Below are 25,105 nucleotides of genomic sequence, written 5' to 3'. Positions count from 1 at the left end.
CCGCTGCGAGCAACTCGCAGCAGCCATTCCCCGCATTAAAGAGGTGGGACCCCTATGTCATTTGACTCAATCGCTCAGTGGTCAATTGGTCAGTGGTCAGCTTGCCAGCCTTTGTACTCCATGACGTTGGCTCGTGTTACCAGTGAGGGTTGAAGCAGTACCGTTGTGCTTTCCAAAGATTTGCCATTCAACAGGTCATAACCCATCGTTACGGCCTGTTGTGCCTGGCCCCAAGGGGACTGAGAGGCGGATGCCTGGATCTGTGTATCGCTTTTGAGCGCAGTCTCTATATCGGGAGCTCCATCCACCGATGCGATAATGATGCCTTTGCGCTTGAGTTGTTTTGCTGCCAGGTCTGCACCTATGGCCTGGGGATCATTGATCGCGAACACCGCGTCGACTTTTGCAAAGCGAGTCAAGTCGCCTTGCATCACGCTGTAGCCACCTTCGCGCGAGCCTTTGGCATCCTGATTATCAGACAGTACTTTGATATCGGGTGCCTGCGCGAAAACACTCTTACAGCCATTGACTCGGTCCAAGACTGCCGAAGTCTGCGTACCATTCTGGATAATAACGTTACCCTTGCCACCCAGCTTCTCAGAGATGTACTGACATACAATCCTGCCGGCTTCGACGTTATCGGTCTGTACCGTGGCGTTGGCACCTTGCACCATGACATCTACGCCCACAACCACTATGCCTGCCTTCCTTGCTTTAGCAATCGCAGGCGCGATTGCGACAGGGTCGACGGCGTTGACAAGAATCAAGTCTACGCCCGAAGAAATGAAGTTATCGATTTGAGTGAACTGCTTATTCAAATCGTAATCTGCCGACACTGAGATAAATTTTGCGGCGGGATTGATATGCAGTGCCTCGGCTTTGGCGCCATCTACCATCGCTACAAAGTAAGGATTACCCAGCGAGCCAACAGTTATCCCGACGGATTTCAACTCTCGCGCTTGAGCGCTGCTAAATGCCAGTAGTGTACAAACAGCGGTAAATATTATTTTTTTCATGAGCACTGTCTCTTGTTATTGGAGTGTGGGGGTTATATATGATTCAGGTTCGTGCACCTGACTGCCGAAAGCGATCGAGGGCTACCGCGCCGATGATGACAACACCTTTGATAATGTATTGCCAGATATCCGAAACTCCCAGCAATATCAGGCCATTGGAAAGTGTAGCGATAATCAGGGCGCCAATTAGCGTACCGACGATAGTGCCGACGCCTCCTGTAAAGCGCGTGCCTCCCAGAATAACGGCGGCGATAGCGTCGAGTTCATAAGACTGTCCCATTTGCAATCCGTTAGCAGCCATCAGTCGAGCGGAAGTCATGATAGCCCCCACACCCGCCAACAAACCGGATAGGGCATAAGCAAATAACAGGACTTTCCAGACTTTGATTCCCGACAACCGTGCGGCCTCAGGATTGCCGCCCACTGCGTAAATCTGTACGCCTAACACCGTACGTCGAAGAATAAGCCACGAAAGAGTAACCACGACTACCGCGATTACAACCAGCCATGGCACCCCGAACAACGTATCGTTTCCAATGTAAGCAAAGGACAGGTCGGGATTGAAGACCGTTTTGTCTTCGCCGATGAGGCGTGCGATTCCACGCATCGCAGTCAATCCGCCTAGCGTGACGATAAATGCCGGTAGCTTTCCAAAAGCGACCAATACACCATTGACGAGCCCTAGTAGCAGTCCGACTCCAAGCCCCGCAGCGATGGCCAGGGGAGCAAACCCCGGAACTTGCGATACCAATAGCGCCACTACTGCGGAAACAGCCAGAATCGAACCAACCGAAAGGTCGATTCCTCCGGTCAAAATCACAAAAGTCAGACCTGACGCCAATACCACATTGATAGAGGCTTGCTGACTGATGATCGAGAAATTCTGAACCGAGAAAAAGCTCTCGCTCATCAGGCCAAAGCCCATACAAAGGAGTAACAGTACGGGCAGCATGCCCGCCACTCTCATCAGTTGGCGCATTTTATCCTGGGTGGAAGCTCCGGCGATGCTTCGTACACCAGGCGTGGTGAGGTCACTTGCTACTTTGCTTTGCAGTGGGGAAGTCATTGGACTAAGTCTCCGTTGGCTAGAGTCAACCTGTCGCTGCCTGTGGCAGACGCGATAATGGCTTCAGGTGTGATATCAAGACCGCTGTGGCCACCGAGTTCGGTGACAAGTTTACCTTCACACATGACCAATACACGGTCGGCAATTCCAACGATCTCTGGTAGTTCACTTGAAATTATCACTACGCAAACGCCGGATGCTGCTAATGCATTGATGATTTTATATATTTCTGATTTAGCCCCAATGTCGACACCCGATGTAGGCTCGTCGAGGAACAATACTCTGGGCTTCATCTCCAGCAGACGAGCCAACAAAACTTTTTGCTGGTTACCTCCGGACAGTGCTCCAACATTGATATCTGAAGACGCTTTGATATTGAGTGCCTGGATTGCTTGTTCGGTACGTCCAGTTCCGGCCGTTCGGTCCACAAACCCCGCAAATCGAGCATCACTTCCCACAACACATACATTGATATTGTCGTGGACACTCATGTCGAGAAAAAGGCCCAGTGCTTTGCGGTCTTCTGTCAGATAGACGATGCCTGCGTTACCTGCATCGCGAGGAGAGCGTATGACTACAACTTCGCCGTCCATCTCAATCTTTCCGCCTGAGTACGCATCGACGCCTGCGATTAATCGGGCAAGTTCGGTTCTTCCAGAACCCACCAGTCCTGCAATCCCGAGAATTTCGCCGGCGTACAGATCGAAACTGCAATCCTGAATTTTGAAGTCATCTGTAAGATTGTGAACACGTAGTATCGGTTGCTCGTAAGAGCACAAAGAACGCTCATGGGCGTAGAAGCCGGAAACATCGCGGCCAACCATCATCCGGACCAGGGTTTCAGCTGACAGCGTGACGCGATCCAGCGAACCAACGTAACGACCGTCCCGGAGCACCGAAACACAATCGGACAATGCGTATATCTCGGCCATTCGATGGCTGATATAGATGATCGCGACGCCATCATCACGTAGCTGGCGAATCAATGTAAAAAGACTTTCGGTCTCTTTTGTGGATAGCGGCGTTGTAGGCTCGTCCATCACCAGGATTCGCGTATCGGCATGAATTGCACGCGCGATTTCAACAAGTTGTTGGTCCGCAATCGACAAGGTGCCGACCAGTGCGTGCGGATCAAATGTGACGCCAAGTCGCTTTAGTACTACGAGCGCGCCTTCGGTCATTGCCTTGCGGTTTATAACTCCACATCGACGAATCTCTCTACCCAGGTAGATGTTCTCCACCACGCTCATATTTGCGCACAAGCTGAGCTCTTGATAGATGACGGATATGCCATGGCGCTTCGCATCGTTCACGCCATAGTTTCGAATATCACATCCGTCGATTCGAATAGTGCCACTGTCGGCGACATAGGCCCCGGATAGAATTTTCATCAGAGTGGATTTTCCGGCGCCGTTTTCGCCCATTAGCGCGTGGATTTGTCCAGGGAAAATACTGAGGTCAATGTCATGCAGGACGCGCACCCCATTGAATGACTTCGAGATGGAATGCATTTCCAATAGGGCAGGAGGGGGGCTTTCAGATCCAGTGCTCAGCATAGCTGTTAACTCCTTATCTACCGATTTGAGAGGCAGTTGAAACCTCCCATCGGTGTTCTTGTTTGAGCAACATAGTCGAAAGGAAAGCGCTTGCGCAAGCGCTTTCCTTTTCGTTCGAGGAATTCTCCAAAAAGCACTTCAACGTCCATCCCCTAGGGAAGCCCCGATCAAAGAGCACATAAAAAGGATGTTAGAAAAGCGCTTGCGCAAGCGCTTTCGTCTCGGCTATGCTTTTTTCAACAAGCGCTGCTGCGTCCATCAATTGGTTCGCAGGATGATCGCTACGATAATAAAAAGGAGTGCCCGGCTATGCTGCATAGCGGATTCCACCATCTCGATTCACAGACTTCAGATGCGCTGCGCATCTCGCTGGGTCTTTCACGAAATTGCGGGCTCGCCCCGGCATCAATTCCGAGAGCCATCGACGCATTTTCTCGCCGTGAGCTTTACAATAGGTAGCAACTGGACATGAGTTCAGCGCTATCCATCAAATCACGTGAGAAAGGAGTGATGCACAGTGGGTGCAAAGATGAGCGATGTCGCGAGAGCCGCGAACGTATCAATGTCTACGGTATCTCATGTTCTCAACGGTACTCGTAAAGTACATCCTGACACCGTCCGTAGTGTGAATCAGGCTGTAGAGTCCGTAGGCTATATTCGAAACTCACTCGCTCGGTCTCTGGCTCGCTCCTCTTCGGGTTCGGGTGCTATCGGCGTGGCGATTGCTACGCTTTCAAACTATTACTTCAGTGAAACAGTACGTGCCATCGAAGCGGCATGCGCGAAAAGCGGATTGATGATGATATTGGTCAATACGCAAAGAGATCCGGAACAGGAACTCAAAGCGGTCAAGGCACTGCATGAGCGACGTGTTGACGGGATTGTACTCGCTTCGGAATATGATCCAGAAAATCGAGTATTTAATTACTTAAAAGCCAACAAGATACCCACGGTTCTCATCGATCGACTTCTCTCGACGTCTTTTGATCAGGTGGGGGTAGAGAATAAGCACTCCTCTCAAGAGTTGATTGCACATTTGATTAAGCTGGGTCATCGGCGTATCGGGATGGTATCCGGACGATTGACTCAGTCTTCTTCTCATGAGCGAATTGACGGTTACCGTGCGGCTTTAGCTGACGCTGGAATTGAGTACGAAGATCAATTGGTTTGCTGTGGTGAATCGGCGATTGCGCCGGCAATGGAAGCCACGCGCCGTTTGCTATCGCTAGAGCACCCGCCCACCGCAATAATGACTGCAAACAACTTGATGACTATTGGTGCAATGCAGGCTCTTCGTGAAGCGGGGCTTGAGGTGCCAAAGGATATCGCGCTGGTTGGCTTTGACGATTTCGACTGGGCGGATGCTTTTAGCCCAAGACTGACAGTTGTAGCGCAACCTCTCGAGGAGCTCGGAGCCCAGGCTGTGAAGCTTTTATTGAAGCGTATCAAGCAACCTGAGGGTAGACGTCAGACTATTAGATTGAAACCCTCTTTAATCCAGCGAGATTCTTGCGGCACTCCAAAATGACTGTACTCAGGGTTTCGTCCTGAGGATCTAGCGGTGCAGACGTGAATTATTTGATGCTTGTCCACGTCTCGCCGCCTGGATAACTTTGAAACTAAATGACTGGCACCTGGTTTCCATTTGTCATGCACGGATATGCATGTTTGCAGTGTTTTCTGCTTGAGTGCCCCCGCGTTCGGTTTTGTTTTCTTCAGGTTTCAATGATTTCGTTATAGAGATAGACATTTATTTGAATCGCGATGGAGAACGCTGGCCCTCGCGGGAGTAAATCCGATAATGGGTCGTAACTGCACAATGCAGGGCTTATTCCTGTGATGGCGCTTCTGCGTTTGCAGAATTACAAAGCGCCCACATTTGAATGGCAAGAAAAGAGTTGATTGAGACGGCACAAGCCGTATTGGCGAAGAAGGGCTGAGCATGAATAACTACAACAAAACGAATGATGTGACTGCACTGCCGGCATGGCGCAATCTGCTCGACCATCGGGAGAGCATGAAAAATTTTAGTATGCGCGATGCCTTTCGAGATAACAGTAAACGCTTTCAAGACTTTTCCTTGGCGGGCTGCGGGCTTTTTTTGGATTACTCCAAAAACCTCATCACTCACGAAACGCGTTCATTGCTTGTAAACCTTGCTCGCGAGGCAGGCGTGGAACAGGCCGCGCGTGCCATGTTCAGTGGAGAGAAAATCAACTGCTCCGAAGGGCGCCCAGTGCTGCATACGGCGCTGCGGCGACCAGTGGGGGACGCTTTGATGGTCGATGGTCGCAACTTGATGCGCGATGTGCATGGAGCCCTGGCGCAGATGACTGACGTTGTGAGTCGTATCCATAACCATCTGTGGCGTGGTTACAACGACAAGGTCATCACCGATGTCGTAAACATTGGTATTGGTGGCTCATTTCTGGGCCCGGAGCTTGTCTCTGAGGCGCTGGCGCCTTTTGCTCGGCATGGGGTGCGGTGCCATTATCTAGCCAATATCGACGGCAGTGAGTTCCGAGAGGTTACAGCCGGACTGAACGTAGAAACAACGCTGTTCATCATCTCCAGCAAAACCTTCGGTACTCTTGAAACCTTGAAGAATGCACAAGCTTCTCGTAGCTGGTACTTGGCTAAGGGCGGGACGGAAGAGAAGCTATATCGCCATTTCATTGCTGTGACCAGTAATCGCCAGGCAGCGCTGGATTTCGGCATCCGTGAAGCAAACATTTTTCCTATGTGGGACTGGGTCGGTGGCCGTTACTCACTATGGTCTGCAATTGGCCTGCCGATTGCGCTGGCCATTGGCATCGCTAACTTCAAGGAACTGCTATCCGGCGCGTACGCTATGGATCAGCATTTCCTGAACGAACCATTGGAACAGAACCTTCCTGTTCTTTTAGCGGTACTCGGCGTTTGGTATCACAATTTTTGGGGTGCGCAAAGCTATGCTTTCTTGCCCTATGACCATTACCTGCGCAACTTCGTTAAGCATCTGCAGCAGATGGACATGGAGTCAAATGGCAAAAGTGTTCGTCATGATGGCACGTCAGTGTCTTGCACCACGGGCCCGGTAATCTGGGGCGGCGTGGGGTGTAACGGACAGCACGCTTACCACCAGTTGCTGCATCAGGGAACGCCTCTGATTCCAGCTGACTTCATTGTGCCTGTGGTCAGCCACAATCCAGTGGCTGATCATCAGGAATGGCTGTACGCCAATTGCTTGTCTCAAAGCCAAGCGCTGATGTGGGGCAAAACCCGCAGTGAAGCTGAGGCAGAGCTAAAAGCCAAAGGCCTTTCATCCAGTGAGATTGAACGACTGGCACCGCATAAAGTGATCCCCGGTAACCGGCCAAGCAATACAGTTGCTCTTGAGATCATCAATCCACATAGCCTTGGTGCGCTGATCGCCCTTTATGAGCACAAGGTCTTTGTCCAGGGCGTAATTTGGGGAGTCAATTCGTTTGATCAATGGGGCGTGGAACTGGGCAAGGAGCTAAGTAACAGCGTGCATAGCCTCCTGACTCGCTATGACGCGCAACCGGCTGATGATTCCTCGACGCAGGGTCTTATAGATTTCTTCCGAGGACGTCATCGGGGGTAGAGCCTCATAAGATTGGACGGGACTAATGCCTTATCGCTAGCTCGTCTGGTCACTTTGCGCCGGCAATGCCTGGATTTTTCTCATTGGTTCAGCGGTGCCTTTTCTATTCGATTTAACTTGGTATTTCCCTTTCTGAAACAGGTGCGTGGGAGTTAACCGCGTACTTTGATTAAAAGCGTGCTGTTCGCGTCGGCCTTATCCAATAAATATAACAAACAAAAGGTGTTATGAATGAACGTTAAAACTCTCAGCGCAGTTCTGGGTGCGTCCTTTGCTGTCGGCTTTTTGCCCGTTGACGCGTATTCAACAGACTTCAGTGGTTATTTCAGAACCGGAGTTGGAGATTCGACTCAAGGAGGGAAACAGTCGTGTTTTCAGCTACCGGGCGCGCAATCCAAATACCGTCTTGGCAACGAATGTGAGCAATATCTGGAGCTGGATTTGCGCCAGGATCTGCTTTCACTGGACGACGGCTCGGTGGTCAGCGTGGAAGGCATGGCACAGTTTTATAACGAGTATGGCCATGAACCAAAATTTGACGGGGAGCACGGCTATACGCGGATGAGTCAGCTCTACGCTGAGTGGAGCAAGATGCCGGCATTGAATGGCGGTTCTTTCTGGGCGGGCCGTCGTTACTACAACCGAAACGACATCAATATTTCCGACTACTTCTACTGGAACCAAAGCTCAACAGGCTTTGGGTTCGACCAGGTCGTATTGGGAGATCTGAAATACAGCTACGTGTTCTCACGCAAGGACAACGTCTTCCAAAAGGATTTTGTTACCCGTCATGATGTGACCGTCAGTGGATTCAACACAAATCCCGGTGGCGAGGTTCAACTGGGCGTCAGTTATCTGGACAAGCCGAGCCGCGAGAATGCTCATCAGGGCTGGTCGGTGGTTGCCCAGCACAAGCAGGTCGCGTTTCTTGGCGGAGTCAACAAGTTCGCTGTTCAATACGGCCGAGGGCCGGGCACCGCATTGGGCTACACCGGTGATACCACGTTGGATGAGAGCAACAAGAGCTGGCGGCTCGTGGAGTTTTTCGACTGGCAAATGACTCATGCCTTTAGTGGTCAAGTTGAATTGGTCTATCAAAAAGACACGCGCCCTGATGGTGATGATCAGAACTGGTTATCCATTGGTGTTCGGCCAATTTATGCGTTCACGGACCAGTTCAAGTTGATCACCGAAGTTGGGCGCGACCAGGTTGAAGCTGCAGACGGTACCCGAAAACTCACTAAGTACACCATCGCGCCTACCTGGTCACCGAAGGGCCCGGGATTCTGGGACAGGCCGGAATTTCGTCTGTATTACACCTACGCTACCTGGAACAAGGCTGCGCAACGCGCCGCCAGCTTGCAATCTCCGGGATCGGCGTTGTCTGATACCGGTGCGTTTGGTACAGACCTGCAAGGCTCCAACGTAGGTGTTCAGATCGAGTATTGGTGGAAATAAATCCTGAAATGACAGGGCTGACAATCAGCCCGGATCTGCTTCAACAACGGCGGATAGCGAGGGCAATCCAACGCTTCCTCTCAAACAGGAAGGGAGTGGTGAACCGCGAGAGGAAGTGAGCGAGTCAGATGGTGCTGAACGTTGTGACGTTCAGCACCATAGTCGCTCGAACATTGAAATCCTATTCGAGTTGGAATGTGAAATAGGGCGTTGCGTTAGATGGAATATACGTAATGCGCACCCGTCTCTTTGAGAGTGCGCTTGCCGTCGGCCAGGCACTGGGTGGGCAGGTCAGCTTGTTGCATGGCGGTATCGAGCGAATCCAGAGCCGCGCCCAGGGACGTTGGTTCCTGGGCGTAGCGACGAGCCAGGGGCCAGACGCGTTGCTGGCCCGTGCTTCGTCGCTGGCCGATCAGGTGCAGGTGCTGGGGCGTGATGTCGGCTTACTTCGATCCAGCGCCGATCTGCCAGACGTAGGGCGGTTCGGTGCTGTTGATTTCCCAGTCGCCGATAATGCGTTCCTTATAGATGAGGGGGTTGTGCGAGGCCGCGGTGCGGGCGTTGCGCCAGTGACGATCGAAGGCCTTGCCGGTGCTGGTGGCCGAGGCGCTGAGGGCGTTGAACAGGTCACTGGTGGCGCGCAGCACAAGGTCGGCGATCACCACTTGGGCCTGGGCCGATTCCAGTTCGGCGGCGATGTTGGCCTCGCGTTCGGCGACTTCGTCATGGGCGAAGCGGCTTTCGTACGCCACCTGCAAGGCGGTCGCCGCGCGCAGGGTGGTGGCGTGTGCGGCGTAGACCTGCGCCGATGCCTTGCCCACCACTTGCTGCACCTGGACGTCCTGGCTGACGTGGCTGGCATTGCCGGTGCTGAAGATGCGCGTGCGCTTGCGCACTTCTTCCGTGATGTCGTGCACCGCGGCACGGCCGGCACCGGTCTGAACCGCCAACAACACCAGTTGATAGAAGGCCGTCTGGTACTTGAAGCGGGTGGCGAAGTCGAGCAGGTTTTCAGGCTCCACCACGGCGTTTTCGAATACCGAGGTGCCGCTACCGGTGGTGCGCTGGCCAAAGCCATCCCAATCGTCACTCTGCGAGATGCCCGGTTGTTGCACGCGGACGGCGGCAATCACGTCGGCACCGTTGTCATCGCGCTGGGCATAGAGGTCGATCCAATCGGCGAAGATGCTACCGGTGCTGTAGTACTTGGTGCCGTTGACTACCCAGTGTTCGCCCAGACGCGAGACGCGAGTGCCGACCTGGCCGATCTTGACGCTGCCGATTTCGGTCCAGGCATTGCCCACCAGATCACCCTCGACAAAACGCTTGAACCAGGTGTCCTGTGGTGCGTCAGCCTGGGCATTGAGGCGGTCTTCGACAAAGGCAAAGTGACCGCGCAACGCCTGTGGCAAATTGGAGTCCGCTTCGGCCAATTCGATCAGTAACTCAAACAGCTGGGGCAGGGAAGCGCCGGCGCCACCGTACTGGATCGGCACACGCACGGCGCCAAAGCCGGCTTCCTTCAGCCATTTCACTTGTTCAAAGGGCAGGCTGCGGCTTTGCTCGCGCTCCAGTGCGCCGGCGGCGATGCGTGCAAAGATCGGCCGGAAGCGCTCGGCCAGGGCCTGGTAGTCGGTACCGGTGGAGAGGGGGTGTGGCAGGTGTTGTTGCTGGACTGTCATGGTGCAGCTCCTTATGGAAGGCAAGAGAAGCAACAGAGCGGTCGATCTGCTGCGTACTGCTGTCAGTGCACAGGTCGTGCCTGGCGCTGTAAAAAGCCGTTTTACAGGGCGTGCGGGGTGTCGACGGCGCTCACTCCTGTCGCCTGCCGGGCAACTTGTTGAAGCGCTGACCGCCCGACAACAGCGGCCCGGGCGGGGCTTCGTGCCAAACGCCACGAGACAACTGTTGTGAGCGCAACAGTTGATCAACAGCCTGTCCGTTGGACGACACTGCGGCGTTTTACGAAAACTGTATAACTAATTGATTTATATTGAATTATTGAAGTGGCACGGTTGCTGCTCTAGTCCTTGTGCAGGTGCCGCGGTGGCCTCTGCCACCACGAGGACGGGCAATGGGCAATACACTGAAAGTGGTCGCGGTATCCGGGAGCGTGCAGCGGCCTACGCGCACCCTGGTGTTGCTCAAGGCGCTGATCGCCGGTCTTGCGCAACAACTGCCGATCGAACTGCACCTGATCGAGTTGTCCGAGGTCGGCCCGCAGTTTGCCGGGGTGCTGCGCCGTGAAGACTTGCCCGCTGCGGTCGAGGCCGATCTGCAGGCCATTGAAACGGCCAACCTGCTGATTGCTGCCAGCCCGGTATACCGCGCCTCGTACACTGGACTGTTCAAGCACCTGTTCGATTTCGTCCATCACCAGGCGTTGAACAACGTGCCGGTGTTGCTGGCCGCCACCGGTGGCTCGGACCGTCACGCCCTGATCATCGATCACCAGTTGCGCCCGCTGTTCGGCTTTTTCCAGGCCCTGAGCTTGCCCATCGGTGTGTATGCCGCCGAAGCCGATTTCACCGATTACCAGATCACCAGCCCGCAGTTGCTCGAACGCATCGAGCGCGCTGTCGAGTCGGCGGTACTGAGCCTCAATCCGACTGTTCAACCGGACACCAGCGCAGCCTGACGTCCCGGGTCAACCCTCATTTCAACGAATCATGGAGTACATGCAATGAGCCAGAACAACATCAAGTTTGCCTACTGGGTTCCCAACGTCAGCGGCGGCCTTGTGGTCAGCAAGATCGAACAGCGCACTAGCTGGGACATCGATTACAACCGCAAGCTGGCGCAAATCGCCGAAAAGGCCGGCTTCGAATACGCTTTGTCACAGATCCGCTTCACTGCCGGTTATGGCGCCGAAAACCAACACGAATCGGTGACCATCAGCCACGCACTGTTGGCCGCCACCGAGAAGCTCAAGGTGATCGCGGCCATCCTGCCTGGCCCATGGAGTCCGGTGCTGGCGGCCAAACAGCTGGCCACCATCGACCAGTTCACCAACGGTCGCGTCGCGGTGAATATCGTGTCGGGCTGGTTCAAGGGCGAATTCCGCGCCATTGGCGAGCCATGGCTGGACCACGATGAGCGCTATCGTCGCTCGGAAGAATTCATCCAGGCGCTGAAGGGCATCTGGACCCAGGACAACTTCAGTTTTCATGGCGATTTCTACCGCTTCCACGACTACACCCTCAAACCCAAGCCACTGCAGCAACCGCACCCGGAAATCTTCCAGGGCGGCAGCTCGCGCGCGGCGCGGGACATGGCTTCGCGGGTCTCCGATTGGTACTTCACCAACGGCAACACTGTCGAAGGCATCAAGGCCCAGGTCGACGACATTCGGGCCAAGGCCGCGATCAATGGTCACTCGGTGAAAGTTGGGGTGAACGCCTTTGTCATCGCCCGTGAAACCGAGGCTGAGGCCCGCGCGGTGTTGCAGGAAATTATCGCCAAGGCCGACCCCGAGGCCGTCAACGGTTTCGGCAGCGAGGCGAAGAACGCCGGTGCCTCCAGCCCGGAAGGCGAAGGCAACTGGGCCAAGTCCACCTTCGAAGACTTGGTGCAGTACAACGATGGTTTCAAGACCAACCTGATCGGTACACCTCAGCAGATTGCCGAACGTATCGTCGCACTCAAGGCGGTGGGCGTGGACCTGGTGCTCAGTGGCTTCCTGCACTTTCAGGAGGAGGTGGAGTACTTCGGCCGCAAGGTGTTGCCGCTGGTGCGTGAGCTGGAGCGCAAGGCTGTGGCGACCAAAGCTGCGGCACTGGTGTAAGGGACGGGAAAGGTCATGCCGACATTCATCGATAACCCGCAACCCGTCGCGGGTACCTTGCCGCAGTGGCTGCAACATCAGGCACGTCAGCAAGGGACGGGCATCGCCCTGCGCCATAAGCGCCTGGGGGTGTGGCAGGTGCTTACCTGGCGCCAACTGGCCACTGAGGTTCAACGCCTGTCCACAGCCTTGCAGGCGCGTGGTTTTGTGCCTGGTGCGACTTTGGTGATTGTCAGCCGCCCGCGGCCGGAGGCATTGATCGCTGCCCTGGCGGCACAGTGGTTGGGCGGCGTGGCCGCGCTGTTGGATCCGCTGGAAGCTGCGGCCGCTCAGGTGCCGCTGCTACGTGAGCTGCACAGGGAATGGGTGTTCGCTGAAGGTCATGAGGAGATTCAGCGCCTGCGCGCCGCCGGACTGGCGCCCAGGCTGCTGATTTACGCCGACGGCCGCGGCCTGGCTGAGGTGAGTCAGGCCGGTGACACCCTGGCGTTCGCACATCTGCAGCAGCAAGGCAGCGATCACCGGCTGGAGCCCCAGGCCCGCGCCGAGCGCACAGCCTTTGCTTTCTATCGTTTGGACGCGGTGCAGCGCCTCGAGCAGCAGCGCATCAGCCACGCCGAGTTGCTACAGGAAGGCCGGCGCCTGGTGCACGGCGAGCAGCTGGGGCGGCAGGAAGAAGCCCTGGCGGCGCGAGCGTTTGCCGCGGGTGGTCAAGCGCGTTATTTGCTGGCGCCTTGGTTGATTGCCGGCTTTCGCCTGAATTTTCCGGAAAATCTGGAGACCCGCGATCAGGACCGGCGCGAGCTGGGCCCGACGCTGGTGGCCGGCACCCGGGAAACCTACGAGCGCCTGCATACCCAGGTCCTGGCCCGCTTGCCGGAGCCAGGCAGTTGGCGCCGGCGTCTGGTGGATTGGGCGCTGGTGGCGCCACCCGGTGCGCTGCAACGGCACCTGGGGTACTGGCTGATCCGCCGGCCGTTGCGCGATGTCCTCGGCTTTTCTCGTACCCGTGCGCCGTTGCTGGTGGGCGAGGCACTTGCACCGCCAGCCCTGGCGTTTTTCCAGGCGTTGGCTATTGAGGTACGCACCTGGCCGGATCCGGCACAGTGGCACCGCCCCGCGCCGTGGCCAGCTCCGCTGGTCAACGGCTGGATCGAAGACAGCACGCAACCGGCCTGACAAGGACATGATTCATGGCACAAACACAGGCGACAAAGGTTGAACATCTGCTAGTGCTGGAAAACATTGGCTTGTCGTTCAAGGGCGTCAAGGCGGTGACCGACATCAGCTTTGCCGTGGCCGCCGGGGAGATTTGCGCCTTGATCGGCCCCAATGGCGCGGGCAAAAGCTCACTGCTGAATGTGATCAACGGCGTGTACCAGGCCCAGCAAGGACGTATCCGCTTTGCCGGAGAAGAGCACCGGCGCATGCGCCCGCATGATGCGGCGGTGCGCGGCATTGCCCGCACCTTTCAGAACATCGCCTTGTTCAAGGGTATGAGTGTGCTCGACAACGTGCTCACCGGACGCAACCTCAAGCGTCGCAGCAGCTGGATTGAGCAGGCCCTGCGCATCGGCCGCGCTGCGGGCGAAGACGACCGCCAGCGGGAGGCGGCCGAACGGGTCATCGATTTTCTGCACATCCAACAGTGGCGCGACACCCTTGTCGGCAAGCTGCCCTATGGCTTGCAGAAACGGGTGGAACTGGCCCGTGCCCTGGCCTCCGAACCGCGCTTGCTGTTGCTGGACGAACCGATGGCCGGGATGAACGCCGAAGAGAAGCAGCAGATGAGCCGGTTCATCGTCGACATCAACCGTGAGCTGGGTACCACCGTGGTGTTGATCGAGCACGACATTGGCGTGGTCATGGGCATTAGCGATCACGTTGTGGTGCTCGACTACGGCCTCAAGATCGGCGACGGCCCGCCCGATGAGGTGCGGCAAAACCCCGAGGTGATTGCCGCTTATCTCGGCACGCGCCACTAACCCCCGAGTCGACAGCGCCGCCAGCTATCGGGTGGCAGGGGACTCTTTGCCCGCAAAACAGGAAGGCTCATGGAATTTTTCTTCGAGGTGCTGATCGGCGGGCTCTTGGCCGGGGTGATGTACGCCCTGGTGGCCATCGGTTTTGTCCTGATCTACAAGGCGTCCGGCGTCTTCAACTTCGCCCAGGGCGCGATGGTGCTGTTTTCGGCGCTGACCTTTGTCAGCCTGCTGGAGCGCGGGGTGGCGTTTTGGCTGGCGTTTGTCATCAGCCTGTCGGCGATGGTGCTGCTGGCGGTGGCGGTGGAGCGGGTGGTGTTGCGCCCGCTGGTCAACCGTTCACCGATCACCTTGTTCATGGCGACCCTCGGCTTGTCCTACGTGATCGAAGGGTTCGCCCAAGTGCTGTGGGGCGCCCAGGTACATGGCCTGGAACTGGGCATCAGTGACGAGCCCCTGGAACTGGGCGGCATGCTGCTGTCGCCGTTCGACATTTTTGCAGCCGTGACTGCCGCGTTGCTGGTGTTGGCACTTTCGCTGCTGTTTAACAAAACCCGTATCGGTTTGTCGTTGCGTGCCGTGGCCGATGACCCGCTGGCGGCGTTGGCCGTGGGCATCCGTCTGCAACGGGTCTGGGTGTTGGTGTGGGCGGTGGCCGGGTTTGTCGGTCTGGTGGCCGGCCTGCTCTGGGGCGCGCGGCTGGGGGTGCAGTTTTCGCTGTCGCTGGTGGTGCTCAAGGCCTTGCCGGTGCTGATCATCGGCGGCTTTACCTCGATCAGTGGCGCGATTGTCGGCGGGTTGATCATCGGCGCCTCGGAGAAGGTGGCCGAGGTATACCTGGGCCCCGTCATCGGCGGTGGTATCGAGAACTGGTTTCCCTATGTGCTGGCGTTGCTGTTCCTGCTGGTGCGGCCGGCCGGGTTATTTGGTGAACGCGCAATCGAGCGGGTTTAAGGAGAGGCGTGATGTTTTATCAGGAAGCCGGTCAGTTCAGTACTCGCTATGCCCAGGACCGCCGGGTATTTTGCCTGCGCCAGGACCGTTACGGCTTGGTCGGCTTGCTGCTATTGGCCTTTGTCGGTGTGCCGTATCTGGGTAACGACTATTGGTTCAGCGCCATTCTGATTCCGTTTCTGGTGCTGTCACTGGCCGGGTTGGGGCTGAACCTGCTGACTGGCTACGCCGGGCAGTTGTCGCTGGGCTCGGCGGCCTTCATGGCGGTGGGCGCCTTTGCCACTTACAACGTCGAGCTGCGGGTGCCGGGCTCGCCGTTGTTGTTCAGCATGGCCCTGGGCGGGGGAGTAGCAGCGCTGGTGGCGGTGCTGTTCGGTCTGCCCAGCCTGCGGATCAAGGGTTTCTATCTGCTGGTGTCGACCCTCGCCGCGCAGTTTTTTGTGACCTGGGCGCTGACCCGCTTCAGCTGGTTCTCCAATAACAGCGCTTCAGGGGTGATCAGCGCACCGCGCCTGGAGATTCTTGGTGTGGATCTGAACTCGCCGGTGGGGCGTTACCTGCTGACTCTGGGCGTGGTGGTGGCGTTGTTCTGGCTGGGCAAGAACCTGGTGCGCAGCGAGCTAGGGCGTAACTGGATGGCGGTGCGTGACATGGACACCGCTGCTGCGGTGATGGGCATTGCGTTGTTCAAGACAAAGCTGCTGGCGTTTGCCATCAGCGGGTTCTTTCTCGGGGTGGCCGGGGCGCTTTGGGCCTTCACCTACCTGGGGACCGTGGAGCCCCACGGTTTTGACCTGAATCGATCTTTCCAGATCCTCTTTATCATCATTATCGGCGGCCTGGGCAGCATCCTCGGCAACTTCCTAGGCGCGGCGTTCATCGTGTTGTTTCCGGTGCTGCTGTCGAACCTGGTGGCCTTGTTGCCGGCCGGGCTGATCGATGCCGGACAGGTAGAAAACCTGCAGAAGATGGTATTTGGCGCCCTGATCATTGTGTTCCTGATCAAGGAGCCGGAGGGCCTGGCGCGCCTCTGGCAGAAGTTCCGCGAGCGCGTTCGGTTGTGGCCGCTGCGCTACTGAGCGACTCGGCGTAAGTGCCGATTGCTCTGAATCCCTTTGGTTGACCCTTCACTTGATTACTTGATAAGGAAAACATTGATGTTGAAGCGATCTCTACTAAGTAGCCTCGCCCTGGCTGTCAGCCTGAGCACTGCCACGTTGACCGCGCAGGCGGATAACGAACAGTACTTCCCGCTGCAGAGCTATCGGGTCGGTCCTTATGCCGCCGGTGGTACCGGGTTTTTTGGTGGTTTTATCGACTACCTCAAGTACGTCAATGCCAATGGCGGGGTCAACGGCGTCAAGCTGACCTGGAGCGAGTGCGAAACCGAGTACGTGGTCGAGAAGGGCGTGGAGTGCTACGAGCGTCTGAAAAAAGGCCTCAATGGTGCGCCGGCTGCCGCCACTAACCCGCTGTCGGTGGGCATCGCCTATGCCACCCTTGAGCGTTCGACCGCGGACAAACTGCCGCTGATCACCATCAACCACGGCCGCACCGACTCCACTGACGGCAGCGTTTTCCCCTACGCCTTCCCCTTGCAGCTGAACCCGTACTCCGAAGTCTCGGCGATCATCAACTACATCGGCCAGCAGGCCGGGGGGCTGGACCAGCTCAAGGGCAAGAAGATCGTCACCCTGTATCACGGCTCGCCCTACGGCAAGGAAACCAATGAGGTGTTGCAGACCCTGGCCGACAAGTACGGGTTCAAGCTGACCCTGCTGGAAGTGCCCCATCCGGGTAACGAGCAGCAGTCGCAATGGCTCAACATTCGCCGGGAAAAACCCGACTGGGTGATTCTGCGCGGCTGGGGCGTGATGAACCCGGTGGCGTTGAAAACCGCGCAGAAAGTCGGCTTCCCGGTGGATCACATCATCGGCAACATCTGGAGCAACTCCGAGGACGATGCCGCCCCGGCCGGTGCCGCCGCCAAAGGCTTTATTGCGATCACCACGCACCCCTCGGGCACCGATTTCCCGGTCTTGCAAGGCATCCAGCAGCAGGTGGTGGCCAAGGGCAATGGTGACTTGGCTGATCCGAAACGCTTTGGCACCGTGTATTACAACCTGGGGGTGGTGAACGGCATTCTCAACGTTGAGGCCGTGCGCATTGCCCAGGAAAAATTCGGCAAGCAGCCGCTCACCGGCGAGCAGGTGCGCTGGGGCTTCGAGCACCTCAAGCTGGACGATGCCCGCCTCAAGGAGCTGGGTGCACTGGGCCTGGTGCAACCCTTGCAGCTGTCATGCTCGGACCATGAAGGGGGCGGTGCGGTGCGCTTCCAGCGGTGGGATGGCAGCCAGTGGAAACTGATCAGTGACTGGGTGCAGGCCGACCGTGCCTTGCTCAGGCCGATCATCGAAGCCTCGTCGCACCAGTACGCCAAGGAAAAGGGCATCACACCGCGCGATTGCAGTCAGGACAGCTGAGATGTGAATCGGGAGGCGTCCCGGTTTTTTTGGGAGAGAGCAACATGAACCAAGTACCGATCTTGCAGATCGACGCGATTGAAGTCCTGTACGAACAGGCAATCCTCGCCGTGCGCGGGGTATCCCTGGCGGTGCCGCAAGGACAGATCGTGGTGTTGCTGGGGGCCAACGGTGCTGGCAAAAGCACCACCTTGAAGGCCGCCGCCAATCTGGTGAGGGCCGAGCGGGGCGAGGTGGTGCAGGGGCGGATTATTTATCGAGGCGAGGATGTTACCCGCAGCACGCCCCATAGCCTGGTTGCCAGCGGCCTGGTGCAGGTACTGGAAGGCCGGCATTGCTTTGCCCAACTGACAGTGGAGGAAAACCTGCTGACGGGTGCCTTTGCGCGTCAGGTGTCCCGCGGGCAACTGAAGGCCGATCTGGAACGTATCTACAGCCAGTTTCCGCGCCTCAAGCTGCGGCGCAAAAGCCTGGCCGGCTACACCTCCGGCGGTGAACAGCAGATGGTTGCGCTCGGGCGGGCGCTGATGGCCCGGCCACAGCTGGTGTTGCTGGACGAACCTTCGATGGGCCTGGCACCGCAGATCGTCGAGGAGATCTTCGAGATCATCCATCAGCTCAATCGGCGCGACGGCGTGAGCTTCCTGATTGCCGAGCAGAACATCAACCTGGCTCTGCGTTACGCCCAGTACGGCTACGTGCTGGAAAGCGGCCGGGTCGTCAGCGAAGGCACGACCGGGCAGTTGGCCGCGCGCAGTGATATTCAGGACTTCTATCTGGGGGGCGGGACAGCGGGTAAAGGAGCAGCGGCTTGACCGCTAGCACCAGTCAGATCGACAGGTTGACCACTTTGACCGTCCGGGCGTCTTGTGCCGGGCGGCGTTTGTTCACCACCAGCTCACCGACCTTGATCAGTATCGCGCGGGTGATGTTGCGACTCAGCCCCAGCAGGCTGGCGGTGTGTACCTGGTTGTAGTGGCTGAAGCGATAGGCCGCGCGCAGCAGCGCTTCCTCGACCCGCTCGTGGAGGGCGCCGCTTTCTTCCTCGAACAGCTTCTGGAAGGCTTGCTGCAACAGGGCGTCGGCACTGTCGTCCTGGACGGTATTGCTGGCGTCCTGGCGTTCGATACGCAGGTTGGACAGGTGCAGGTCCTGGACACGGATCAGATTGTTACGGCAGATCAACAGGGTGTGGTGAATGACGTTTTCCAGCTCGCGAATATTGCCCGGCCATGAGTAATTCACCAGCTTCTGTTCGGCTTCGGTATCCAGCACCACTTCGCCATAACCCAGCCGACGACTGTACTCGGCGATGAAGTGGCGGATCAGCGGCAGGATGTCGCCCGGTCGCTCGCGCAGCGGGCTGAGCTCCAGGCTGACCACGTTCAGCCGGTAATAGAGGTCTTCGCGAAAGTGCCCGGCGTTGATGGCTTTTTCCAGCTGCACGTTGGTCGCAGCCAGCACCCGTACATCGATGGGGATGCTTTTGCGTGAACCCAGGCGAACCACTTCACGCTCCTGCAGCACCCGCAGCAACTTGACCTGGATCGGCATCGGCAAGTCACCGATCTCGTCGAGGAACAGCGTGCCGCCGTTGGCTTCCTCGAACCAGCCGGCCTTGGCGCTCAGGGCGCCGGTGAAGGCGCCTTTTTCGTGGCCGAACAGTTCGGCCTCCACCAGGCTTTCGGAAAACGCGCCGCAGTTGACCGCGATAAACGGCTTGTTGCGACGGGCGCTGAGGTTGTGCAGATGACGGGCCACCAGTTCCTTGCCGGTCCCGGTTTCGCCGATGATCAACACGCTGGCGTCACTGGGCGCGACCTGTTGCAGGTGCGCCAGCAGCGCCTGTGATTTCGGGTCTTCGAAGACTTGCGCAGTAGCGCGTATCGAGGTGGCCAGGGCTGGTGAGGGCGGCAGCGTGAGTAGTTGCATGGTGGGGCCTATGAGTAAAAGGACGGAGTGGGTAGCGTCTTGTTGAGCGCCCAGTCACCCAGTTCATGGAGCTTGTAGTCCACGGGGTCGTGCAGGGTCTGGGTGCGCAGGTTGCGCCAGTGACGATCAAGGCGCAGCGCGGCATGGGTGGCGCGGGCGCCAGTCACTTCAAACAGGCTGCTGGTCAGGTCCAGGCCGGTGCGGGTGGCGGCGACCTTGGCGGTGGCGATGGCCAAGGCCAGTTGGCCACGCTCCTCGGCGCCGAGCCGGTGCTCCTTGCTCCAGGCTTGGTCGAGCAGGGCGTTGGCGCGTTCAGTGAGCAGGCGCACGCTTTCCAGCCCGACCCAGAATTCGCCATAATGGCGCAGGACATAGGGGTCCTGATTGGCCTGGCTGACGTTGGCCTTGAACCAGGGGCGCGTTTCCTTGAGGGTGTAATTGCGGGCCTCTTCGAACGCGCCCTCGGCAATGCCGAGGAAGATATTGACGAAGGTCAGTTGGGCGATCAGCGGGCGCAGGCAGGCAAAGGGCGTGCTCAGCGGGCCGGGATCTAGCAGCAGTTCATTCTCTTCCACGCGCACCCGTTCGAAGGTGGCGCTGCCGCTGTCGGTCTGCCGTTGGCCGATGTTGTCCCAGTCGCCGTGCAAGGTGATGCCGGTGCGATGACTGGGAATGGCGGCGATCAACAGCTTGCCGCTGGTGGATTCATCCAGCGCCGAGGCAATCAGCATTTCCGAATCGGAGGCGCCGGAGCAGAAACTCTTGCGCCCGGAAAACTCGCGATAGCCTGCAAATTTTTTTGACAAGGTGCGGGTGTCCAACGGGTTAAGGGCATTACCCCAGAACCAGTTGTTGCGCGCGGTCTGTTCGAACCAGGGCTGCCACTGTTCGGGCCGGGAAAACAGCCGTACCGTGGCCAGCATCAAATGCTGGAAGCCGAACACATGGGCGATCGAGCTGTCGACCCTGGCGAACTCGCGCACCACTTCCAGGGTGTCGCTCCAGCTGGCGCCAAGGCCACCGTATTGTTGGTCAATTTTCATCGCCAGCAGACCGCAGCGGCGCAACTCGTCGCGCTCGGCTTTCGGCGTGCCGCCCAAATGGTCGCGTTCGGCGGCGGTTCGGGAAAACTCGGCGGCGAGCGTCCGGGCGATCTGCAGCGGGGTTTCAAGTCTGGATATATGGAGAGCGGTCACAGGCTGTTCCTCAGGCTGTTTTCCGCAAGTCGGCGGCATTGGCGGTGAACAGCGGTGCGGCCCGTTCGACTGCCAGGCGGATGCGTGTTTTCAGCGCTTCGCTGCTGATCTGGTAATTCGTGAAATCGGCCTCCGAGGCATACACGCCAAGGGGCAGGGTCACCGACTGGAAGAAGCTGAACAGCGGGCGCAACTGATGATCGATTACCAGCGCATGCCGGTCGCTGCCACCGGTGGCGGCCAGCAACACCGGGGTGTCGATCAATGCGTCCTGGCCAATCAGGTCGAACAGGTGCTTAAACTGGCCCGGGTAGGCGCCACGGTAGACAGGTGCGGCCACAACCAGCAGGTCTGCCGACTCAATCGCACTCAACTCGTACTCAACGGTTTCCGGCAGCTCCTGACGGGACATGGCGCTGCCCAGTGGGCGGACAATGTCGCCCAGTTCGATGATGCGGCTTTCGATTGGCAGGTACTGGCTCAGCTCGGCAACGATGGCCTGGACCAGCACCAGGGTGCGCGACGGACGATAGGTTCCACCGGAAACGGCGACGACTTTAAGTGGGGTGCTCATGGGGTCTGTTCCTGTTCGAGTTGCGGGATGTGCAGCCATCAGAGCAAGAGTTGTTCCAAGGTTAAAATAACTATTAAAAACAATAAGATGGATTAACATGTTATCTCGGCTGCTGTTGCCCGGGCAGCTAACTGTTGAGCGACTGTTGCCTGAGCAACAATGGCGCTTCTGTTTACCGGGCAACACTGCCGCATCCATGAATTAAATGTAAATGATCTAAAAAACATCCAGTAAATACTTTTTGGTTATTAGCTTAAGGCTTTGTCTGGTCGCCAGTGCCGGGTGAGTCGCCTTTGGCTGGCCTTGGCAGGCCGATATCAGCGGGGAACGCCCCTCGCTGCGGCAAAGTGTTGCTCAGCCAATAGCGGTTCAGCATCACTGTTGGGCGGGCAACAGTGCAGTCGACCCAGGCGTACGGCATTCACCTTCCACCGTCGCCGCTCAGATAGCTGTGTACGGTGCCTGCGGTGACACCCACTACCCGGGTAAGTCTGAGTCCGGCCGCCCGACCACCAACCAGTACATGCGGCCTCATGCGCTCGATCAGTCATTCTGGATCTGCTCAAAATCGAAGGAATCGGGATCGGTATCGAAGTAACCCAGGTTACCGAGCCAAAACTCTGCGAACGCAATTGTGGTGGTTTGAATCGCCACTCTTGGCGGAGGGCGAATAAATCAGGGCCGCGAACCTAGACTCGTATACACGGGGCTCCCTGACTCTTAATTCAAGTTGTGGTTTTTTGGGGGATTGTTAGGTGACTAACTACTGAAAGCCATTGGAGAGAGTACGTGGGTCAATTCGGCGTCGACGTCTACAATTGGGGATTGATCACGTCGACCGCCCTGAGTTTGGTTTTCGTTCCGCGATCTGTTTACCTGACACCGAGCCGCCAAGGGGGACGCAACGTCTCCTCGGCGGCCAACGTTCAGTCAGTCACAGACCCCTGCGGTATCCTCCCGGCGAAACTGTCCACCAGGCTCGCCACCACCATCTCTCCCATCCGCGTGCGGGTCTGCAACGTCGCACTGGCGCGATGGGGCTGCAGCACCACGTTCTCGTTACCAAACAGTGCCTCGGGTACGTTCGGTTCATCGACAAACACATCCAGCGCCGCACCCGCGATCTCACCAGCGGCCAGTGCCGCCTCCAGATCAGCCTCGTTGACTAGTTTGCCCCGGGCCACGTTGATCAAATACCCGCCCGTGCCCAGCGCCTGAAGCACCTCGGCATTGATAATGGCTTCTGCCTTGTCGGCGGCGGCCGCGAGAATCAGCGCATCACTGTGGCTGGCCAGCTGTTTCAGATCGGCGATGAAAGTGTGGTTCACATCGCTCATCGGCTGCAGATCGGTGTAGTTGATCGGGCAGCCGAACGCCGCGGCCCGGGTCGCCACTGCACGGCCGACCCGGCCCATGCCGACGATCCCGATGCGCATGCCCGACACCTGACGCGCCAACGGCAAAGGGGCCAACGGCGTCGGGCTATGGGGCCATTGCCCCGAACGCACATAACGATCACTGGTGCACAGACCCCGGCACACGGCGATCAACAAGCCGATAGCCAGGTCGGCGACATCTTCGGTTAGCGCGCCGATGGTCGCGGTCACGCGGATCCCGCGATCCCTGGCATAAGCCAGATCCACCGCATCGGTGCCCACGCCGTTGACCGCCACCACTTCCAGTTTAGGTAGTTGCGCCATCAGCGCCTGACTGATACCGGTATGCCCGCCGGTGATCACCCCGCGAATGTTCGCGCCGTGTGCTTGCAAATAAGCCTGCTTGTCGGCCTGCTGGAAGTAACGTCTGACGGTAAACAACTCATCGAGCCGCGCGTTGATTTCAGGGATGAGGATCGGGCTGAGCTGCAAGACTTCTGGCTTCATGTAAACCTCGCGTAACGGAATAAAAAAGCCGGTTTAACCGCGACCGGCAAACGGCATGGCACTGGCCATGACGGTCATGTTCAGGACGTTCGCCTCCAGCGGCAGACCGGCGATGTAGCGCACGGCATCGGCCACGTGCTTGACGTCCACCATCGGCTCCACGGCGATGGTGCCGTTGGCCTGGCGCACGCCTTTGGTCATGCGCACCGACATCTCGGTCAGGGCGTTGCCGATGTCGATCTGGCTGCAGGCGATGTTGAATTCGCGCCCGTCCAGGGCCAGGGATTTGGTCAGCCCCAGCACCGCGTGTTTGCTGGCGGTGTAGGCGCTGCTGAATGGTCGTGGGGTATGGGCCGAGATCGAGCCGTTATTGATGATGCGTCCGCCCTGTGGCTGTTGCTGGCGCATCAGCCTGAAGGCACCACGGGCGCAGAGGAAAACGCCATTGAGGTTGGTGTCGATCACGTTTCGCCACTGCTCGAACGTCAGCTCATCGAGCGGCATTGCAGGGGCGTTGACCCCGGCGTTGTTGAACACCACATCGAGTCGCCCGTATACCTCGGTGAGGGTGGCAAACAGCGCATCGACACTGGCCGGGTCGCGCACATCAGTGGGCACCGCCAACGCTTCGTGTCCTTCGCTGAGCGCCAACTCGACCAATGCCTGCAACGGCTCTAGCCGACGTCCAGCCAATACCAGGGTGAATCCGTCGGCCATCAGGGCCAGGGCCACGGCGCGGCCGATTCCGCTACCGGCGCCGGTGACCAGGGCCACTTTCAAAGGACGGGACATGTTGTTATCTCCTTTTTCAATTCACGAGGGCGTGAGCCGGGTTCAAGGTCGTGGACCGACGCGCATTTCCAGTTGACCGATGCCGTCGATCCCGGCGTTGATGATGTCGCCTGGTTGCAGCACATCGACGCCGGCCGGGCTGCCGGTCATGATCAGGTCACCGGCCCGCAGCGCTACCGACTGCGAGATGCGGCTGATAATTTCTCTGACCGACCAGATCTGGCTGTCGAGGCTGTCGCGCTGGCGCTCTTCACCGTTGACGTTCAGCCACAACTCACCATCGGGATGTCCTGCCCGCGTGACCGGCACGATGGCGGTCATCGGCGCGGCGCCGTCGAACACCTTGGCACCTTCCCACGGCAAACCATTGCTTTTGGCCGCGCGCTGGACATCACGACGGGTCAGATCAAGGCCGGCGGCATAGCCCCACACATAGGCCAGCGCCTGACTCTGCGGAATATTGGCGCCGCCTTCACCGATGGCCACGACCAATTCGATTTCGTGGACAAACTCTTCGGTCAACGGCGGGAAAGTCACTTCACCCGTCGCATCCACCACGTTGTTCGCCGGTTTCATGAAGAACACTGGCGGCTGGCGGGACTGGCCTTGGGTGTCTGGCCAAGGGTAGTTGCGGCCGACACAAAATACCCGGCCAACGGGAAAGCGCTGCTGGCTGCCAGCAACCGGCAAGGTCACGGGCAGATCCGGGGTAAACACATACTCGGTCATCGTCATTTTTGTAGTCGTCCTGTTAGAAGCGTCAGCGTACGGCGGCAATCTTTTGCGAAGTTGGACGAAAGCCGCCTTGTGTTGGAGAAAAAC

Annotated in this window: 21 protein-coding genes; 11 read left to right on the top strand and 10 right to left on the bottom strand. The window is 57.9% G+C overall.

Annotation, left to right across the window (positions count from 1 at the left end; genetic code table 11):
* Positions 1-89: 89 nt before the first annotated feature.
* From ACZ9IM_RS26010 to ACZ9IM_RS26000, 3 genes are read right to left on the bottom strand one after another with little or no spacing between them, the layout of a single operon-like run.
* Positions 90-1,016: an ABC transporter substrate-binding protein gene (locus ACZ9IM_RS26010; RefSeq protein WP_008073813.1), complete on the bottom strand. Its 927-nt coding sequence runs from the start codon at positions 1,014-1,016 to the stop codon at positions 90-92.
* Between the two features lie 43 nt (positions 1,017-1,059).
* A complete protein-coding gene (locus ACZ9IM_RS26005; RefSeq protein ID WP_476225346.1) occupies positions 1,060-2,082 on the bottom strand; it encodes an ABC transporter permease subunit in 1,023 nt (340 codons plus the stop codon).
* Complete coding sequence (locus ACZ9IM_RS26000) at positions 2,079-3,638, bottom strand: sugar ABC transporter ATP-binding protein (RefSeq protein ID WP_401171164.1); 1,560 nt, start codon at positions 3,636-3,638, stop codon at positions 2,079-2,081. Before ACZ9IM_RS26000 ends, ACZ9IM_RS26005 begins: the two co-directional genes overlap by 4 nt.
* Positions 3,639-4,155: 517 nt before the next feature.
* Here ACZ9IM_RS26000 and ACZ9IM_RS25995 point away from each other — a divergent pair.
* The 3 genes from ACZ9IM_RS25995 to ACZ9IM_RS25985 all read left to right on the top strand — a co-directional run bounded on the left by ACZ9IM_RS25995 (position 4,156) and on the right by ACZ9IM_RS25985 (position 8,703).
* Positions 4,156-5,166 (top strand): LacI family DNA-binding transcriptional regulator, encoded by a 1,011-nt coding sequence (locus ACZ9IM_RS25995; protein WP_476225343.1) that lies wholly within the window; start codon positions 4,156-4,158, stop codon positions 5,164-5,166.
* Positions 5,167-5,580: 414 nt separating this feature from the next.
* Positions 5,581-7,245, top strand: a complete 1,665-nt coding sequence (gene pgi / locus ACZ9IM_RS25990) for a glucose-6-phosphate isomerase (RefSeq protein WP_476225342.1) — start codon at positions 5,581-5,583, stop codon at positions 7,243-7,245.
* 231 nt (positions 7,246-7,476) lie between these two features.
* Positions 7,477-8,703, top strand: coding sequence for a carbohydrate porin (locus tag ACZ9IM_RS25985; protein ID WP_476225341.1), 1,227 nt, complete (start codon positions 7,477-7,479; stop codon positions 8,701-8,703).
* Positions 8,704-9,146: 443 nt separating this feature from the next.
* Here the strand turns inward: ACZ9IM_RS25985 and ACZ9IM_RS25980 are convergent, their stop codons facing one another.
* The gene (locus tag ACZ9IM_RS25980) at positions 9,147-10,385 is read right to left on the bottom strand and encodes an acyl-CoA dehydrogenase family protein (RefSeq protein ID WP_008073821.1); all 1,239 of its coding nucleotides are present in this window, start codon (positions 10,383-10,385) and stop codon (positions 9,147-9,149) included.
* A 392-nt stretch (positions 10,386-10,777) separates the two neighbouring features.
* Here ACZ9IM_RS25980 and msuE (ACZ9IM_RS25975) point away from each other — a divergent pair, with 392 nt between their 5' ends.
* The 8 genes from msuE (ACZ9IM_RS25975) (at position 10,778) to ACZ9IM_RS25940 (ending at position 18,721) form a co-directional block, all read left to right on the top strand.
* Entirely contained in the window at positions 10,778-11,341 is a 564-nt protein-coding gene (gene msuE / locus ACZ9IM_RS25975) for an FMN reductase (RefSeq protein ID WP_008073822.1), read from the top strand.
* A gap of 45 nt (positions 11,342-11,386) precedes the next feature.
* Positions 11,387-12,487 carry a dimethylsulfone monooxygenase SfnG gene (gene sfnG, locus ACZ9IM_RS25970; RefSeq protein ID WP_427624756.1) on the top strand — a complete coding sequence of 367 codons (1,101 nt, stop codon included), beginning with the start codon at positions 11,387-11,389 and terminating at the stop codon, positions 12,485-12,487.
* Positions 12,488-12,502: 15 nt separating this feature from the next.
* On the top strand, positions 12,503-13,666 hold the full coding sequence (locus ACZ9IM_RS25965; protein ID WP_427624755.1) for an AMP-binding protein: 1,164 nt from the start codon (positions 12,503-12,505) through the stop codon (positions 13,664-13,666).
* A 14-nt stretch (positions 13,667-13,680) separates the two neighbouring features.
* Positions 13,681-14,472, top strand: coding sequence for an ABC transporter ATP-binding protein (locus ACZ9IM_RS25960; protein WP_427624754.1), 792 nt, complete (start codon positions 13,681-13,683; stop codon positions 14,470-14,472).
* Positions 14,473-14,541: 69 nt separating this feature from the next.
* Entirely contained in the window at positions 14,542-15,423 is an 882-nt protein-coding gene (locus tag ACZ9IM_RS25955) for a branched-chain amino acid ABC transporter permease (protein WP_218395872.1), read from the top strand.
* An 11-nt stretch (positions 15,424-15,434) separates the two neighbouring features.
* Positions 15,435-16,502, top strand: coding sequence for a branched-chain amino acid ABC transporter permease (locus ACZ9IM_RS25950; protein ID WP_476225340.1), 1,068 nt, complete (start codon positions 15,435-15,437; stop codon positions 16,500-16,502).
* A 78-nt stretch (positions 16,503-16,580) separates the two neighbouring features.
* Positions 16,581-17,906, top strand: coding sequence for an ABC transporter substrate-binding protein (locus ACZ9IM_RS25945; protein ID WP_008073831.1), 1,326 nt, complete (start codon positions 16,581-16,583; stop codon positions 17,904-17,906).
* Positions 17,907-17,950: 44 nt separating this feature from the next.
* A complete protein-coding gene (locus ACZ9IM_RS25940; RefSeq protein WP_218395869.1) occupies positions 17,951-18,721 on the top strand; it encodes an ABC transporter ATP-binding protein in 771 nt (256 codons plus the stop codon).
* Positions 18,722-18,734: 13 nt separating this feature from the next.
* On the opposite strand, the gene ACZ9IM_RS25935 is transcribed toward ACZ9IM_RS25940, so the two are convergent.
* From ACZ9IM_RS25935 to ACZ9IM_RS25910, 6 genes are all read right to left on the bottom strand, one after another.
* On the bottom strand, positions 18,735-19,838 hold the full coding sequence (locus ACZ9IM_RS25935; RefSeq protein WP_476225339.1) for a sigma-54 interaction domain-containing protein: 1,104 nt from the start codon (positions 19,836-19,838) through the stop codon (positions 18,735-18,737).
* 8 nt (positions 19,839-19,846) lie between these two features.
* The gene (locus ACZ9IM_RS25930) at positions 19,847-21,034 is read right to left on the bottom strand and encodes an acyl-CoA dehydrogenase family protein (protein WP_218395868.1); all 1,188 of its coding nucleotides are present in this window, start codon (positions 21,032-21,034) and stop codon (positions 19,847-19,849) included.
* Between the two features lie 10 nt (positions 21,035-21,044).
* On the bottom strand, positions 21,045-21,608 hold the full coding sequence (msuE, locus tag ACZ9IM_RS25925; RefSeq protein WP_008073835.1) for an FMN reductase: 564 nt from the start codon (positions 21,606-21,608) through the stop codon (positions 21,045-21,047).
* Positions 21,609-22,534: 926 nt separating this feature from the next.
* Positions 22,535-23,491 (bottom strand): 2-hydroxyacid dehydrogenase, encoded by a 957-nt coding sequence (locus ACZ9IM_RS25920; protein ID WP_476225338.1) that lies wholly within the window; start codon positions 23,489-23,491, stop codon positions 22,535-22,537.
* Between the two features lie 33 nt (positions 23,492-23,524).
* On the bottom strand, positions 23,525-24,283 hold the full coding sequence (locus ACZ9IM_RS25915) for an SDR family oxidoreductase (RefSeq protein WP_476225337.1): 759 nt from the start codon (positions 24,281-24,283) through the stop codon (positions 23,525-23,527).
* A 42-nt stretch (positions 24,284-24,325) separates the two neighbouring features.
* The gene (locus ACZ9IM_RS25910) at positions 24,326-25,018 is read right to left on the bottom strand and encodes a fumarylacetoacetate hydrolase family protein (RefSeq protein ID WP_476225336.1); all 693 of its coding nucleotides are present in this window, start codon (positions 25,016-25,018) and stop codon (positions 24,326-24,328) included.
* Positions 25,019-25,105 lie beyond the last annotated feature (87 nt).

Source organism: Pseudomonas sp. TE12508, assembly GCF_056279485.1.
The sequence above is the reverse complement of the archived record's forward strand: the minus strand, read 5'-3'. Positions and strand labels throughout refer to the sequence as shown.

Excerpts from the sequence above, each read along its gene's own strand:
- ACZ9IM_RS25955 (WP_218395872.1), top strand. The coding sequence starts at position 14,542 with ATGGAATTTTTCTTCGAGGTGCTGATCGGCGGGCTCTTGGCCGGGGTG.
- ACZ9IM_RS25920 (WP_476225338.1), bottom strand. The coding sequence starts at position 23,491 with ATGAAGCCAGAAGTCTTGCAGCTCAGCCCGATCCTCATCCCTGAAATC.
- ACZ9IM_RS25940 (WP_218395869.1), top strand. The coding sequence starts at position 17,951 with ATGAACCAAGTACCGATCTTGCAGATCGACGCGATTGAAGTCCTGTAC.
- msuE (WP_008073835.1), bottom strand. The coding sequence starts at position 21,608 with ATGAGCACCCCACTTAAAGTCGTCGCCGTTTCCGGTGGAACCTATCGT.
- ACZ9IM_RS25965 (WP_427624755.1), top strand. The coding sequence starts at position 12,503 with ATGCCGACATTCATCGATAACCCGCAACCCGTCGCGGGTACCTTGCCG.
- ACZ9IM_RS25915 (WP_476225337.1), bottom strand. The coding sequence starts at position 24,283 with ATGTCCCGTCCTTTGAAAGTGGCCCTGGTCACCGGCGCCGGTAGCGGA.
- sfnG (WP_427624756.1), top strand. The coding sequence starts at position 11,387 with ATGAGCCAGAACAACATCAAGTTTGCCTACTGGGTTCCCAACGTCAGC.
- ACZ9IM_RS25950 (WP_476225340.1), top strand. The coding sequence starts at position 15,435 with ATGTTTTATCAGGAAGCCGGTCAGTTCAGTACTCGCTATGCCCAGGAC.
- ACZ9IM_RS25980 (WP_008073821.1), bottom strand. The coding sequence starts at position 10,385 with ATGACAGTCCAGCAACAACACCTGCCACACCCCCTCTCCACCGGTACC.
- ACZ9IM_RS25935 (WP_476225339.1), bottom strand. The coding sequence starts at position 19,838 with ATGCAACTACTCACGCTGCCGCCCTCACCAGCCCTGGCCACCTCGATA.
- ACZ9IM_RS25910 (WP_476225336.1), bottom strand. The coding sequence starts at position 25,018 with ATGACGATGACCGAGTATGTGTTTACCCCGGATCTGCCCGTGACCTTG.
- ACZ9IM_RS26000 (WP_401171164.1), bottom strand. The coding sequence starts at position 3,638 with ATGCTGAGCACTGGATCTGAAAGCCCCCCTCCTGCCCTATTGGAAATG.
- ACZ9IM_RS26005 (WP_476225346.1), bottom strand. The coding sequence starts at position 2,082 with ATGACTTCCCCACTGCAAAGCAAAGTAGCAAGTGACCTCACCACGCCT.
- ACZ9IM_RS26010 (WP_008073813.1), bottom strand. The coding sequence starts at position 1,016 with ATGAAAAAAATAATATTTACCGCTGTTTGTACACTACTGGCATTTAGC.
- msuE (WP_008073822.1), top strand. The coding sequence starts at position 10,778 with ATGGGCAATACACTGAAAGTGGTCGCGGTATCCGGGAGCGTGCAGCGG.
- pgi (WP_476225342.1), top strand. The coding sequence starts at position 5,581 with ATGAATAACTACAACAAAACGAATGATGTGACTGCACTGCCGGCATGG.
- ACZ9IM_RS25985 (WP_476225341.1), top strand. The coding sequence starts at position 7,477 with ATGAACGTTAAAACTCTCAGCGCAGTTCTGGGTGCGTCCTTTGCTGTC.
- ACZ9IM_RS25960 (WP_427624754.1), top strand. The coding sequence starts at position 13,681 with ATGGCACAAACACAGGCGACAAAGGTTGAACATCTGCTAGTGCTGGAA.
- ACZ9IM_RS25945 (WP_008073831.1), top strand. The coding sequence starts at position 16,581 with ATGTTGAAGCGATCTCTACTAAGTAGCCTCGCCCTGGCTGTCAGCCTG.